At 51.0% G+C, this 13,941-nt stretch carries 10 protein-coding genes and 1 pseudogene; 9 read left to right on the top strand and 2 right to left on the bottom strand.

Annotated features, from left to right (window positions below):
• Positions 1-1,047: 1,047 nt before the first annotated feature.
• Together aceB and aceA are read left to right on the top strand one after the other, a co-directional pair.
• Positions 1,048-2,646, top strand: coding sequence for a malate synthase A (aceB, locus tag SJI19_RS04115; protein WP_323476995.1), 1,599 nt, complete (start codon positions 1,048-1,050; stop codon positions 2,644-2,646).
• A 30-nt stretch (positions 2,647-2,676) separates the two neighbouring features.
• Positions 2,677-3,984 carry an isocitrate lyase gene (gene aceA, locus SJI19_RS04110; protein WP_323476994.1) on the top strand — a complete coding sequence of 436 codons (1,308 nt, stop codon included), beginning with the start codon at positions 2,677-2,679 and terminating at the stop codon, positions 3,982-3,984.
• Positions 3,985-4,051: 67 nt separating this feature from the next.
• Here the strand turns inward: aceA and iclR are convergent, their stop codons facing one another.
• Positions 4,052-4,882, bottom strand: a complete 831-nt coding sequence (iclR, locus tag SJI19_RS04105; protein ID WP_323476993.1) for a glyoxylate bypass operon transcriptional repressor IclR — start codon at positions 4,880-4,882, stop codon at positions 4,052-4,054.
• Between the two features lie 372 nt (positions 4,883-5,254).
• On the opposite strand from iclR, the gene mntA reads away from it, so the two are divergent.
• The 3 genes and pseudogenes from mntA to SJI19_RS04090 all read left to right on the top strand — a co-directional run bounded on the left by mntA (position 5,255) and on the right by SJI19_RS04090 (position 7,457).
• Entirely contained in the window at positions 5,255-5,668 is a 414-nt protein-coding gene (gene mntA / locus SJI19_RS04100) for a type VII toxin-antitoxin system MntA family adenylyltransferase antitoxin (RefSeq protein WP_323476992.1), read from the top strand.
• Positions 5,562-6,083, top strand: a pseudogene (gene hepT / locus SJI19_RS04095) (type VII toxin-antitoxin system HepT family RNase toxin). The gene mntA and the pseudogene hepT overlap by 107 nt, the downstream one beginning before the upstream one ends.
• A 213-nt stretch (positions 6,084-6,296) precedes the next feature.
• Complete coding sequence (locus tag SJI19_RS04090) at positions 6,297-7,457, top strand: dienelactone hydrolase family protein (protein ID WP_323476991.1); 1,161 nt, start codon at positions 6,297-6,299, stop codon at positions 7,455-7,457.
• Positions 7,458-7,543: 86 nt separating this feature from the next.
• On the opposite strand, the gene SJI19_RS04085 is transcribed toward SJI19_RS04090, so the two are convergent.
• Positions 7,544-8,263 (bottom strand): polymer-forming cytoskeletal protein, encoded by a 720-nt coding sequence (locus SJI19_RS04085; protein WP_323476990.1) that lies wholly within the window; start codon positions 8,261-8,263, stop codon positions 7,544-7,546.
• Positions 8,264-9,058: 795 nt separating this feature from the next.
• Between SJI19_RS04085 and SJI19_RS04080 the strand changes: the two genes are divergently transcribed.
• The 4 genes from SJI19_RS04080 (at position 9,059) to SJI19_RS04065 (ending at position 13,617) form a co-directional block, all read left to right on the top strand.
• The gene (locus tag SJI19_RS04080) at positions 9,059-9,604 is read left to right on the top strand and encodes an RNA polymerase sigma factor (RefSeq protein ID WP_323476989.1); all 546 of its coding nucleotides are present in this window, start codon (positions 9,059-9,061) and stop codon (positions 9,602-9,604) included.
• 98 nt (positions 9,605-9,702) lie between these two features.
• Positions 9,703-10,764: a permease gene (locus SJI19_RS04075; RefSeq protein WP_323476988.1), complete on the top strand. Its 1,062-nt coding sequence runs from the start codon at positions 9,703-9,705 to the stop codon at positions 10,762-10,764.
• A 51-nt stretch (positions 10,765-10,815) separates the two neighbouring features.
• Entirely contained in the window at positions 10,816-11,049 is a 234-nt protein-coding gene (locus SJI19_RS04070) for a thioredoxin family protein (protein ID WP_323476987.1), read from the top strand.
• 147 nt (positions 11,050-11,196) lie between these two features.
• Complete coding sequence (locus SJI19_RS04065; protein ID WP_323476986.1) at positions 11,197-13,617, top strand: glucose/quinate/shikimate family membrane-bound PQQ-dependent dehydrogenase; 2,421 nt, start codon at positions 11,197-11,199, stop codon at positions 13,615-13,617.
• The last annotated feature ends 324 nt before the right edge of the window (positions 13,618-13,941 follow it).

The following is a 13,941-nucleotide window of genomic DNA, read 5'->3' as shown; positions in this document are numbered from 1 at the left end:
TATATATATAAAAAATGGACAAATCCACCCAGATAATCACATAAACGAATCTGGTAAAAATTGGATGCAGATAACCGTAATATACAAAATGCGATCCACCTCACAATTAAAATAACTTATGACAAGTGTATTTGAGCGATATTGTGACAAACATTAAAAATATAAAAAATACATACTTCATGTCAATGATCCATTATTTTCGAAGCAACCACGTCTGCATCATAACGATATTGGTTTTCTACGCGCCTGAGTACGTCAACGTTTTACTTTTTCATGGTGTTATTGAATAACTCAATTTTGCTTTGAAATCGGCCAAATAGAAAGCTTACACACGCGAAAAATCATTCGGTTACAAGTACTTATCTTCCTCCATTGTCAATAACAAGAAATATTTTTTCATTTTCCCCAACACCGCAATATCAGTAAATGACTCTCTAACGCGAAAATAGCCATGGCACGCCTGTCATTGCTTGCATCCAATTTACCGTCAAAATAGCCTTCGGTTAAAACTACAGCATTTTTATTGAGTAGGGTTATCCCGGGTGGCTTAATAACGCGCTATTCTTGCTTTCGGCTTGGTCTGGTATACGTTTTTTACAAGTACGGAACCGCACTGCGTGTTAAGCGCCCAGATCGGCCTTCAAACCTCGCATAGCCTGATCCCTCGATGTCAGCACCCTTGTGCAACATTCGCGACGGCTAACAACGCGCCCTCTGAGGTTTATCCGATATTTCCAAACCGTAAGATTCGCTCACATACCTTAAATTCCTCGAAAAAATAAAGAGTTAAATGCAGTTTAACTTTATAATGGAAGTTACTTCTCAAAATAATTATTTATAAATACATAGTAACTTATTGATAATAAATCAAAAATTAAAAAAGTAATTAAAAATGGAAATCATTTTTGATTTTTATATTTAACTGGGTATGCTGGGTCGTCGGCACAAAAGATGAGCAGTACCTATTTAAAGAGCAGTCCCCACACCAAGGGGCATCCAGCGGCAGGCAAAAGACATTGGTGCGGAAAACAGCAGAGGAAAAACGGCATGACGCAACAGATAATCGGATCGGAATTGACATTCACACAGCCGATTGGCGCGGCGGAAAAACATATACTGACCGCTGAAGCGGTAGAATTTCTGGTAGCGCTGGTAACCAGATTTTCGGCAAAGCGCCAGGCACTGCTGGCGGAACGCACCGTCTGGCAGCAAAAAATCGACGATGGTGCTTTGCCTGGATTTCTTATGGAAACCACTTCCATTCATGATGAAGAGTGGAAAATCCGTGGCATTCCGGCAGATTTATTGGACAGGCGGGTGGAAATAACCGGTCCAGTAGAAAGAAAAATGGTGATTAATGCACTCAACGCCAACGTAAAAGTGTTTATGGCGGATTTCGAGGATTCTCTGGCACCCGGTTGGGCCCAGGTGATCGACGGCCAAATCAATTTACGCGATGCGGTTAACGGCACTATTACCTATACCAATGACGCAGGTAAAATCTACCAGCTCAAACCCGACCCCGCCGTGCTGGTTTGCCGGGTACGCGGCCTGCATCTGCCGGAAAAGCACGTATTGTGGCAAGGAGAGGCCATACCTGGCGGACTGTTTGATTTTGCTCTCTACTTTTTCCACAACTATCGCCCACTACTGGCCAAAGGCAGCGGACCCTATTTTTATCTGCCGAAGACCCAGAGCTGGCAGGAAGCAGCTTGGTGGAGCGACGTGTTCAGCTTTAGTGAAGACTACTGCCAATTGCCTCGTGGCACCATTAAGGCCACGGTGTTGATTGAAACTCTACCGGCGGTTTTCCAGATGGACGAAATTCTTTACCACCTGAGGGATCATATCGTCGGACTCAACTGCGGACGATGGGATTATATTTTCAGCTATATCAAAACATTAAAAAATCATGGCGACCGTGTACTGCCGGATCGTCAATCGGTGACCATGGATCAGCCGTTCCTGAGCGCCTACTCTCGCCTGCTGATCAAAACCTGCCACCGGCGCGGCGCCTTTGCCATGGGCGGTATGGCGGCATTTATTCCCAGCAAGGACCAGGAACAAAATCGCCGGGTGCTGGAAAAAGTGCGGGCCGATAAGGAGCTGGAAGCCGGCAACGGCCATGACGGTACCTGGATTGCCCACCCTGGGCTGGCTGATTCGGTTATGGATATCTTCAACCGTGTTCTGGGGCCGCGTCAAAACCAGCTTGACGTTTCCCGGCAGCAGGATGCGCCTATTAGCGCCGAGGAACTGCTGGCCCCCTGCCCCGGGGAGCGGACTGATGCCGGCATGCGGGCCAATATTCGGGTGGCGGTGCAATATATCGAATCCTGGATTTCCGGCAACGGCTGCGTACCGATCTACGGCCTGATGGAAGATGCGGCCACCGCCGAAATATCCCGTACCTCTATATGGCAATGGATTTTCCATGAAAAGCCTTTGAGCAATGGTTGCACGGTCACCCGCACCTTATTTCGCAGCATGCTGGACGAAGAGATGCAGGTGATACGTCGGGAACTGGGAGCCGAGCGTTTTGACAGCGGACGTTTCAACGACGCAGCACAATTGATGGAGCGGATCACCACCCAGGAAGAACTGATCGATTTCCTGACGTTGCCCGGTTATGCCTTATTGCCTTAACCCTACCTCATAATAAAAAGGATACTTATCATGGTCATCTCTCGTACTCAACAAGTTCAGCAGTTGGAAGAAGAATGGAAAACAGCGCGCTGGGCAGGCATTGTCCGGCCTTACAGTGCGCAAGATGTGGTAAGTCTGCGTGGTTCCATTAATCCCGAATGTACGTTGGCGCGCCATGGGGCGGAAAAACTCTGGAAACTGCTGCATGGCGGTGCACGTAAGGGCTATGTGAATTGCCTCGGCGCACTCACCGGCGGCCAGGCGTTGCAACAGGCCAAGGCCGGGATTGAGTCGATTTATTTATCCGGCTGGCAGGTCGCGGCGGACGCCAACCTGGCCGGCAGCATGTACCCAGACCAGTCCCTCTACCCGGCCAACTCGGTTCCCTCGGTAGTGGCGCGCATTAACAATACTTTTCGTCGCGCCGATCAAATCCAGTGGGCCAGCGGCGTCGAGCCCGGCAAAACCGGTTATACCGATTTCTTTTTACCCATAGTGGCCGATGCTGAAGCGGGATTCGGCGGCGTGCTCAATGCATTCGAACTGATGAAAGCCATGATTGAGTCCGGCGCCGCCGGGGTACATTTTGAGGATCAACTGGCGGCGGTTAAAAAATGTGGCCATATGGGGGGCAAGGTGCTGGTACCCAGCCAGGAGGCCGTGCAAAAGCTGTTGGCAGCGCGTTTGGCCGCCGATGTACTTGGTGTACCGACGCTGCTGGTGGCACGTACCGATGCTGATGCCGCCGATCTGCTCACCTCTGATTGCGATCCTTATGATGCAGCTTTTATCAGTGGCGAACGCACCCCGGAGGGTTTTTATCGTACCCATGCCGGCGTTGAACAGGCCATCAGCCGCGGTCTGGCATATGCTCCTTATGCCGATATTGTCTGGTGTGAAACCTCAACCCCGGATATTGAACACGCCAGGCGCTTTGCCCAGGCAATTCATGCCCGTTTCCCCGGGAAATTACTGGCCTATAACTGCTCTCCGTCGTTTAACTGGGAGAAAAAACTGGATGCCCGACAAATCGCCCGCTTCCAGGACGACCTGTCAGCCATGGGCTATTGCTACCAGTTCATCACCCTGGCCGGGATCCACAGCATGTGGTTTAACATGTTTGATCTCGCCCATGCCTATGCACAGGGCGAGGGCATGAAACATTATGTGGAAAAGGTGCAGCAGCCGGAATTTGCCGCCGCCGAACGGGGTTATACCTTTGTGTCTCATCAGCAGGAAGTGGGCACCGGTTATTTCGATAAAGTCACCACCATTATCCAGGGCGGCGCCTCTTCGGTAACGGCCCTCACCGGCTCGACGGAAGAACAGCAGTTTTAATGCCTGTAGAGGCCGGTTTACAGCAAACCGGCCATTGAACGAGACCGCCGTTGGCGGTCTTTTTTGTTTAAGCGCCGCTATACTGGGCGGTAATGGTGCGAGCGGCCTGCATCACCAGCGCGCCCAGGGTGATGACCCGATCGTCGGTAATACGGGACACCGGGCCGGAAATGGAGATCGCAGCAAAAACCTCGCGATGTTCGTCATAAATGCAGGCCGCCACGCAGCGCAATCCCAGCGCATGTTCTTCATCGTCAAAAGAAAATCCTTGCTTGCGGATTTGCGACAGCGCCTCTTTCAGGTTATGGGGCGCGCTCAGGGTATGCGGGGTGTAGGTATGCAGGCCTTTTTTATGCAGCAGTTGTACCACCTGCTCATCGGGCAACGTAGCAAGAAACGCCTTGCCGGCGCCGGAGGCGTGCATGGGCAGTTTACCGCCGATAGGCGCTGACATCCGCATCAGGGCGGTACACTGCACCTGATCGATAATCACCGCTTGGTAGTCGCTGGTATCAAGTACCGCCAGGTTCACCGTTTCACCCGATTGCTCCATCAACTGCCGCAGCATCGGATGGACCATCACCAGCAGGTTACGGCTTTGCAAAAAGCTACTACCCACCACAAAAGCATGGGAACCAATAGTCCACAGTCCCAAATCCCCTTCTTGACGGACAAAACCCTGCTGTTGCATGGTGGTCAGCAGGCGATGGGTGGTAGAGTTGGGCAGTCCCGCCTGCTGGGCGAGATCGGTTAGCGCCACGCTGCCGTGGGATTCAGCAATGTATTCCAATAATTTTAACCCACGGGTCAGCGATTGGATCTGTCCAGCGGGAGTCGCGCCGGAAGGCACATTCACTCTGGTTTTTTTTATACGTTTAACCGGGTTATCGATCGCCATAAAGTTGACCTCTCCACACTATTCTGGAATGCATTTTCGTTTTATACCTTATGGCAATATGCCTGAATATGGCCAAAATGTGTATCTTCTTTCGCGTTAAAGCGCTTTTCACTGTGGGTGACGAGGCCGTCCCTTGGTCCATAACCCGGGCATGTCGATAATATCAGCGCCCTGAGTGCGCATTTGTTTTATCATTAGGGGGTTCTTATTGCTTAATATGGCGCGTCCTTTTTCAGTGTTGGAACCTTAAGGTAAGGCCATGTTGAATAGAACGGACAAACTGTATGAAAAATGCAGTGAAGATTACGGCTTCGAAATATGTCTATTGCGGGACTAATCCACCTATACGCTGAGTGTTGAAAGGTTGATACCATGAATGGAAAAGGGAACAAGACGACTCCGATACAGGTTGACCGGTTAGTCGAACTCGCCGCCGCTAACCCGGAGGTAGTCGTGCTCTGGCTCTATGGCTCACAGGCTAAGGGCGATGCAGGGCCTTATAGCGACTGGGACCTGGCGGTAGCCTTCAATCCTGTGAAACTGACAGATCCACTCGACAACCGCCTGCGGCCCGAACTTCTGGCGCTTGACTGGCAGCGGGCATTAGGACTGGACGAGGGTAAACTATCGGTGCTGGATATCAATCAAGCGCCTACCCCGCTAGCCTTTGCGGTAGTGGATGCCAACCACCCGTTGTACACTCGGGATGAAGGTCGACGGCTACAGGAAGAGGCTCGTGTCATGTCACAAATGGAACTTAATTATAATAGGGATACTCATGGCTGATAATACTTATATCACTGCCCTGCGGCTTAGCCTAAATCGCTATCAAGCCGAATTGCTCGAACTGCGCACCTTGCTCGACCAGCGCCCCCTGTCAAACTTAGAGTACCGGGCTGCCGAGCGCTCCCTGCAAGTCTCTATTGAGGCCAGTATCGGCGTGGCGAAACACTCGGCCAAAGCGCTAGCGGGATACAGCCCCCAGGATGCGTATCAGGCTTTTGAGATTCTAACCCAGCGAGGAGTCCAACCCGCAGATGAATTGATAGGCTGACGTAAGATTATCGGGCTGCGTAATGCCTTGGTGCATGATTATCTCAACATTAACCCCGAGATCATCCGAAGCGTAATTAGGCAGGGATATAGCGACCAGTTGTTTACCTTTGCTGTGCAGGGACTGGACTGGTTGGAACAGCATTAGCTACCCCCCTTGTGCCACTTTTATTGTCATCTCATCACTGTCTGAAATTGGAGCGTAGCAGATAGATTGAAGGTGAAACAAAGGTATTTTGCCGCACGATTGCCAACCAATGTGTTTTTTTCTGATTTTATAACCCCCGCCACAGAAATGAATCGTCACCACCATAAAATGATCATTTAAAAATGGAACGCCGTTTTATTTCTAGGGGACTACATGACATCAGGTATCTTCACCCGGACTTTAGTGTTGGCAGTGATGCTAACGTCGGGCGCCTTACAGGCAAGCCCAGCGACCTATCAAACATCAGCCATAACCTCAGATAATCTTCCCGTATTTTATCCTCAACTTAAACAGCAGATGACCTTCCAGGATTCGTGGTTAGCCGGAAAATACCATGATTTTTCAGTGTGGCGTACCCAGACCCGGAAAATTCTGCGTCAAGCCTTGCTGACGCCAGATTCAACCATCGCATTCGCCGCCGAGACCCTTGATCAGCAGGATCGCGGAAGTTATCTCGCTAAAAAAATTGCACTTAACATTACCGATGAAAGCCGGATTCAGGGAATACTATTGACCCCCAAAAGCCACGGTCCACACCCGGCAATTGTGTTGTTACATGATCATGGGTCTAAATTTGATATTGGCAAAGAGAAAATGATTCGCCCGTGGGGAAACCCAGCCCAATTGGCATCGGCCCAAGCGTGGTCGGAAAAGTTTTTTAGCGGGAAATTTGTGGGCGATGAACTCGCAAAACGGGGTTATGTGGTTTTTGCCATTGATGCCCTTGGCTGGGGCGATCGTGGCCCGATGACCTACGAACAACAACAGGCGCTAGCGAGTAATTTTTTTAATCTTGGCCGATCGTTGGCCGGTAACATGGCCTACGAGGATATGCGTACCGTCGATTTTGTGGCGACGTTGCCGTCGGTGGACCGCCATAGAATAGGTGTAGTGGGTTTCTCAATGGGTGCTTATCGAGCCTGGCAACTTGCCGCACTGTCCGACAAGGTCGCGGTCACCGCAGCGATTTCGTGGTTTGGCAGTTATCAGGGGTTAATGACGCCCGGCAACAATGTTCTGCGTGGACAGTCCGCTTTCTACATGCTTCATCCGGGTATTGCGAACAAACTGGATTTTCCCGATATCGCGAGTCTGGCGGCGCCAAAACCGATGCTTTTGTTTAATGGTGGAAAAGATAAACTGTTCCCACAGACATCGGTGGAACAAGCCTATGCCAAAGTCCACACCGTGTGGCGCTCGCAACAGGCGGATGCGCGTTTGATGACCAGGATTTGGCCGGCGTTGGGACATGTATTTTATAAAGAGCAGCAGGATGTCGTTTTTCCTTGGTTGGATCATTGGTTGAAGCCTTGACATCCTACCCGCACGATCATCCCATGTCGTCGGAACCCCTGTTTTTTTGAGCAACTGCCGCGAGGCGGAAAAAAACGGTGGTGACGCTAGTGGTTCTTTGCCAGTGGTATGGCCTCTTTTTTGGCCTGAAGGGGCTTGGGCGCTGAAAGAGAAGGCGACTCACTCATTTTAACAATGTTCATTTCACTGGGCATTGGGCGTTTGGCTGGGGTGTCAATGACCTTGGTTTCCGATAGGTGTTCTGCTTTACCGACGAAAACACCGCCTTCTTTTATCGACAGCGTGGCATACACCAGAGTGCCATTCACGTTTCCGTGATCGTAAATATTGATAGATGTCGCATGGCACTCCCCGTTCGTCGTGCCATCGATAATCAGGTCCCCCGTGGTGATGTTACCTTTCACAAATCCATTTTGCATAACCTTAACCAGGCCGTCGCTCACATCAATATTGCCATACACCTCACCGTAAATATAAACATGCCCGGTGGCGATGATATTGCCGTCAAAACGTGTTTTGCTGGCAATCATGGTATTTCTCTGCGTTTCTTCCGTTGGCTGTTCTTTTTTGACCACAGGAGCAGCAGTGATTTTGCTCACCAGAGGCACATCAACGACCGTTTTATTTTTTCCAAACATAGTAAAGATACTCTCCTGAATGCGGTGCAGTAAAAGGTGCAGTAAAAATGAGCCTAATGCCAGAACACTAAAGGCAACCGTAAAATACGTGGGATGAATGACCATACTGATTAACGCAAAAATCCAGAAAGCGATCCCTATGTAAAAAAAGAGGTAACGCCAATTCATAAAGTGTCTCCCAGACTGACGATCTGGAGGCGTGGTCCACCTCTGAGGTATGACTCATATTCAGCACTGTTTGCTGGTCAACATTCAACGCTGATTGACAACCTTGCCGTGTGTCGCTTAAACATCGATGATAACGCGCCTGACTGTCCCGCGTCGCTATCGCATCGGTTTTTATCGTTATCCCGCCGTAGACTCACTTTCCTGGACTTAACCCAAATAGGGATGAGGGGCGGCGATGCCGAATATTGTGTGTACCGCCGGCCTGGAAAATTACGCTGTTGTCTGGCTGATAATAAAGACCATAACGATGAGATGCTTTTTGTAATGTTTTTCAGCTGAATAGCGACAGTTACTCAATTTATATTGTCATTATAATGATCGAACCCATCACACAAAATAGAGTTGTTCTTGTAAATAAGTATCACTATCAGCATAAAAATATCAAAAATGATAATTCCCATATTGATTATTGCAATCTAAAAAAGTAACAATCCTCAATTATTATCTCTCACTTTTTCCAATCCGTTTTTGCCTGATAGGCTATTTTCAGGAGTGTAACACAACGACCGGGGGGCCGAAAAGACCGTGTTTACCCTTTTGATGTGGGCATTATCAGTACGACCCGTACACTATATGCAGTAGTATATATAATGAATACTGCGGATGAGATCCGCGCCCGCATTGGGCAAGCGTTTAGGGTGGAGGTTGCTAGATGTCGCAGTGGTTGCGGGTTAGTGGGTGCACAGTTTTGGGTCGACATTCAATAAAGTGTGACCTGTCTGGTGTGGAGAAAATATGAGTACCTATCCCTGTATTTTAACCGCTTGGCATGCCCATGAAAAGGAACTGCGCGGTTATCTGATTCATCGCCTTGGCGACCCTTATGGCGCCGATGACCTGCTGCAAGATGTATTTCTGAAGTCCTTACGCCAAGGCGCAGATTTCTGCCGATTGGATAACCCTCGGGCCTGGCTGTTTCAGGTTGCGCGCCATGCTGTGATCGATCAATGTCGGTTAGCGAAACCGCAGAGTGTAATGACGGATGATCTGGCGGCACCCCCAGCAGGCGAGCGCGACCCGGTTGAGCAACTCGATGACTGTCTCATGCGCAATCTCGCCGCGCTGAGTATCGAGGACCACAACATCATATCGCAATGCGATTTGCACGGCATGAAACATCAGGTCTTCGCGGATAACCATGGACTTAGCTTGTCAGCCGTGAAATCGCGGTTGATGCGAGCACGGCAGCGTCTGCATGCCGCGTTACTGCTTCATTGTCAGGTCCGTTTCGATGAGGATGGGAAAGTGTGTTGCCATAAACCTCGCGGTCCGCTCTCTTAATTTAATTCTCGGTCCTCACATTAATTACCGATTTGCAGCATCGTTTTCCCAGTTCATTCGTCTTCTAGATAGAGCAGCGAAATAAACTGGAATCCGCCATGCAAAACAATGTTCACCCTCAGCCACACTCGCCCACCCTATCCTTACGCAATTGGGTTGTTACCCTTGTCGTGTTAATACCGGCGTGGGGGGTGGCCTATGCTTATCTGGACACCTTCGCCAATGCCTTGCTCGGATTGACCGGGTTGACCACCGCCAGCCATCTGGGGGAAGCCCTGCATTTCTTTTTCTTCGATACACCCAAAGTCATGTTGTTGTTGATCGGGATTGTGTTCGCGATGGGCATCATTCAGACTTTTTTTGCGCCAAAACGAACGCGAGCCATGCTCTCGGGCAAACGACTGGGTATCGGCAACGTTCTGGCCGCCAGTCTTGGCATTGTGACGCCATTTTGTTCCTGTTCGGCGGTACCGTTGTTTATCGGTTTCCTGTCGGCCGGCGTGCCGCTGGGTGTGACATTTTCTTTCCTTATCTCAGCCCCCATGGTGAATGAAGTTGCCCTGGTGCTGTTATTTGGCATGTTCGGCTGGAAAGTCGCGGCCCTCTATTTGAGTATGGGCCTGCTGATCGCCATCTTCTCAGGGGTGGTCATTGGCCAACTCAACATGGAGCGTTTTCTCGAAGATTGGGTGCAAAAAATCGCTAAGGGAAACGCAACCCCTGCGACAGAAGCCTCGCTTTCTTGGGGACAGCGCTTTGACACCGGACGCCACCACATCCGTGAGATCGTCGGCAAGGTCTGGCCCTATATTATTGCCGGTATTGCGTTGGGGGCCGGTATTCATGGCTATGTTCCGCAAGACTTTATGGCGTCGATTATGGGTCGTGATGCCGCGTGGTGGTCGGTGCCTGCCGCCGTGTTGCTTGGCATCCCGATGTATTCCAATGCTGCCGGGATCATTCCGGTAGTGGAAGCGCTGATTGGCAAAGGGGCTACGCTTGGAACCGTACTGGCCTTTATGATGAGCATCATTGCGCTGTCAGCCCCGGAAATGATTATCCTCAGAAAAGTCCTCAAACCCCCTCTGATTATCACGTTTGCTACGGTGGTGGCCTGCGGCATATTGCTGGTTGGGTATGTTTTTAATGCTGTTCTATAGATGTCATGAGATGTCATTCGTCCGACCCTATTAACCATCAGGAGATCTATCATGAAAAATATTAAAGTGTTGGGTTCAGGCTGTGCCAACTGCAAAGCAACAGCCAAGCTGATTGAAGCCGTTGCCAAAGAACGGGGTATTCTGGTCTCACTAGAAAAAGTAGAAGATATACAAACCATTATGTCTTATGAGGTAATGAGTACACCCGCAGTGGTGATCGACGGCGCGGTGGTGCATGCCGGCGGGGTTCCTACACATAAAACCGTGACGGAATGGCTAAGCTGAACTGAGCTGGGGTTCTGGCCTCGCCTGTGGCGGCGCTGGTGCCCTATTGCCTTATACTGTTGATGAATATCTGGCATTAACATCGCAATTCCACGAATTTATCTTACTCTTTAGATCACTATGTAAATTTATGTGGGGATCATTCTAATGCTCAATAAGCCAGGATTATCAAGAGTTCTTGTCATAATGACTGCTCTGTTCGCTGCATTGAGCGGGCTATATCTGTTGATTGGCGGTATTTGGCTGGTCAAACTGCACGGCTCGATATATTACATTATTGCCGGCCTGGTGATGCTGACCAGCGCGTGGCTACTGTATCGCCGCCGCCCTGCGGTGTTGCTGTTGTATGCGGTGTTCTTGCTGGGCACAACCTTGTGGGGGTTATGGGAAGTCGGCCCCGATTTTTGGGCACTGACCCCGCGCCTGGATGTGGTGTTCTTTTTTGGTTTGTGGATTGCACTGCCGGTGATTTATCGCCATCTGATTTATCGCCAGGCGGGACGGGGGGGGATGGCACGAGGTGCGCTGGTGGCTTCGCTGGCCATTACCGTCGCCGTGTTGGGGTATGCGATATTTAACGACCCCCAGGAGATCAATGGCACCCTCAGTCCGGCCCAAGCCACCGCCGTCAAATCATCCAGTGGCGTTGCGGATAGCGACTGGCCCGCCTATGGTCGCACCCAGAAAGGAACACGTTACTCACCGCTCGACCAGATCAATGATAAAAATGTCGATCGGTTGCAACAAGCCTGGGTATTTCGTACCGGCGATATGAAAACCGCCTCGGATCCCGTAGAAACGACCGATGAAGTCACACCAATAAAAATCGGCGATAGCCTGTACTTATGTACGCCGCACCAAAAGCTGATTGCCCTGGATGCGGCCACCGGTAAAGAGAAATGGCGCTTTGACCCACAGTTGAAAACCGACCCGTCATTTCAGCATGTCACCTGCCGCGGCGTGTCTTATCATGACAGCGCACCGGCCGCGACCCAAGGCGCCACGGCGCAGGCCGATGCCACGGCAGCCAGCCCCGCCTTGTGTGCTCAGCGTATTCTCTTGCCGGTCAACGACGGGCATCTGTACGCGCTGGATGCACACAGCGGCAAACTGTGCCCTGATTTTGCTGATAACGGCAAACTGAACCTGCAAAACAATATGCCGTTCGCCAGAGCCGGCGCCTACGAGCCCACCTCGCCGCCGATCGTCACCCATAACGTGATCGTCATTGCCGGCGCGGTGACCGATAACTACTCCACCCGCGAGCCATCAGGGGTGATTCGCGGTTTTGATGTGAACAGCGGCAAACTGCTGTGGGCGTTTGATCCTGGCAACAAAAATCCTAATATCCTGCCCGAAGGCCAGCAGCTTTATACGCCCAACTCGCCCAACTCCTGGGCACCGGCCGCCTATGACGCCAAACTGGATCTGGTCTATTTGCCCATGGGGGTCGCCACCCCGGATATTTGGGGCGGCAACCGCACCCCGGAAATGGAGCGTTTTGCCAGTGGCCTGCTGGCGCTCAATGCCACTACCGGTAAACTGGCCTGGTTTTACCAGACTGTGCACCACGATTTGTGGGATATGGATGTACCGGCGCAGCCCACTCTGGCTGATATCACCGATAACAGCGGCCACACCATTCCGGTGGTTTATGTCCCGGCCAAAACCGGCAATATCTTTGTGCTCGATCGCCGCACTGGCGCAACGGTCGTCCCTGCACCGGAAACCCCAGTGCCACAAGGTGCAGCCAAAGGCGATCATGTGTCGCCGACCCAGCCCTACTCCGACCTGACGTATCGCCCACAGAAAAAATTGAGCGGCAAGGATATGTGGGGTGCCACTTTGTATGATCAATTAATCTGCCGCGTAATGTTTCATCGCTTGCGTTATGACGGCCCGTTTACCCCACCTTCCGTGCAAGGTACGCTGGTATTCCCCGGCAACCTGGGGATGTTTGAATGGGGCGGTATCTCGGTGAATACCGATCGTCAAATTGCCATAACCAACCCAATGGCGCTGCCGTTCGTATCAAGGCTGATGCCGCGCGGGCCGAACAATCCAATGGAGCCTAAAGATAATAGCAAAGGCGGTTCCGGTACCGAAGCGGGTATTCAGCCGCAGTACGGGGTTCCTTTTGGGGTGACACTCAACCCGTTCTTGTCACCGCTGGGTGTGCCCTGCAAACAGCCGGCGTGGGGGTATATTTCCGCCATTGATCTGAAGACCAATGATATTGTCTGGAAAAAACGCATTGGTACCGTGCGCGACAGTTCGCCGCTGCCGCTGCCGTTCAAAGTGGGCATGCCGATGCTGGGCGGGCCGATGTCCACCGCGGGCAATGTGTTGTTTATCGCCGCCACGGCAGATAATTATTTGCGCGCGTTTAATGTTTCCAACGGTAAAGCCTTGTGGCAAGCGCGGCTGCCCGCCGGGGGTCAAGCGACACCCATGACCTATGAGGTCAACGGCAAGCAGTATGTGGTGATCGCCGCCGGCGGCCACGGATCCTTTGGCACCAAGCTGGGCGATTATGTTATTGCTTATGCATTACCGGACGCAAAATAACCCTCACGCCCGCAAGGCTGACGGACAACCATGGCATAAGCGTGAGAATGCCATCGCCCTACTCCGGTAGGGTGTGGCCGGATCGGTTCATCATGATTGCGGGCAAACTATCGTTTTATTCAACCAGGCCATCTTTATGTTCAGGTGGCGCTGCGTATCGATTCCATTCCCTATCTTATTGTAAGTAAATGTTTGATCTATTCAATCACACCCGTGTTATTGTTTATTATTAGGTAACCACGCCCGCCAAGGTTTATTAGCCATTAAATGAGATCATCATCACATTAATTAATCCATAGAATATGTGATTAAAATCACAATTAA

The sequence above is a fragment of the Acerihabitans sp. TG2 genome (assembly GCF_035013185.1).
Taxonomy (GTDB): Bacteria; Pseudomonadota; Gammaproteobacteria; order Enterobacterales; family Enterobacteriaceae; genus Acerihabitans.
Note: the sequence above shows the minus strand (reverse complement) of the source record. Positions and strands in the feature narration are given on the sequence as shown.

Excerpts from the sequence above, each read along its gene's own strand:
- aceB (WP_323476995.1), top strand. The coding sequence starts at position 1,048 with ATGACGCAACAGATAATCGGATCGGAATTGACATTCACACAGCCGATT.
- SJI19_RS04080 (WP_323476989.1), top strand. The coding sequence starts at position 9,059 with ATGAGTACCTATCCCTGTATTTTAACCGCTTGGCATGCCCATGAAAAG.
- iclR (WP_323476993.1), bottom strand. The coding sequence starts at position 4,882 with ATGGCGATCGATAACCCGGTTAAACGTATAAAAAAAACCAGAGTGAAT.
- aceA (WP_323476994.1), top strand. The coding sequence starts at position 2,677 with ATGGTCATCTCTCGTACTCAACAAGTTCAGCAGTTGGAAGAAGAATGG.
- SJI19_RS04070 (WP_323476987.1), top strand. The coding sequence starts at position 10,816 with ATGAAAAATATTAAAGTGTTGGGTTCAGGCTGTGCCAACTGCAAAGCA.
- SJI19_RS04085 (WP_323476990.1), bottom strand. The coding sequence starts at position 8,263 with ATGAATTGGCGTTACCTCTTTTTTTACATAGGGATCGCTTTCTGGATT.
- mntA (WP_323476992.1), top strand. The coding sequence starts at position 5,255 with ATGAATGGAAAAGGGAACAAGACGACTCCGATACAGGTTGACCGGTTA.
- SJI19_RS04075 (WP_323476988.1), top strand. The coding sequence starts at position 9,703 with ATGCAAAACAATGTTCACCCTCAGCCACACTCGCCCACCCTATCCTTA.
- SJI19_RS04065 (WP_323476986.1), top strand. The coding sequence starts at position 11,197 with ATGCTCAATAAGCCAGGATTATCAAGAGTTCTTGTCATAATGACTGCT.
- SJI19_RS04090 (WP_323476991.1), top strand. The coding sequence starts at position 6,297 with ATGACATCAGGTATCTTCACCCGGACTTTAGTGTTGGCAGTGATGCTA.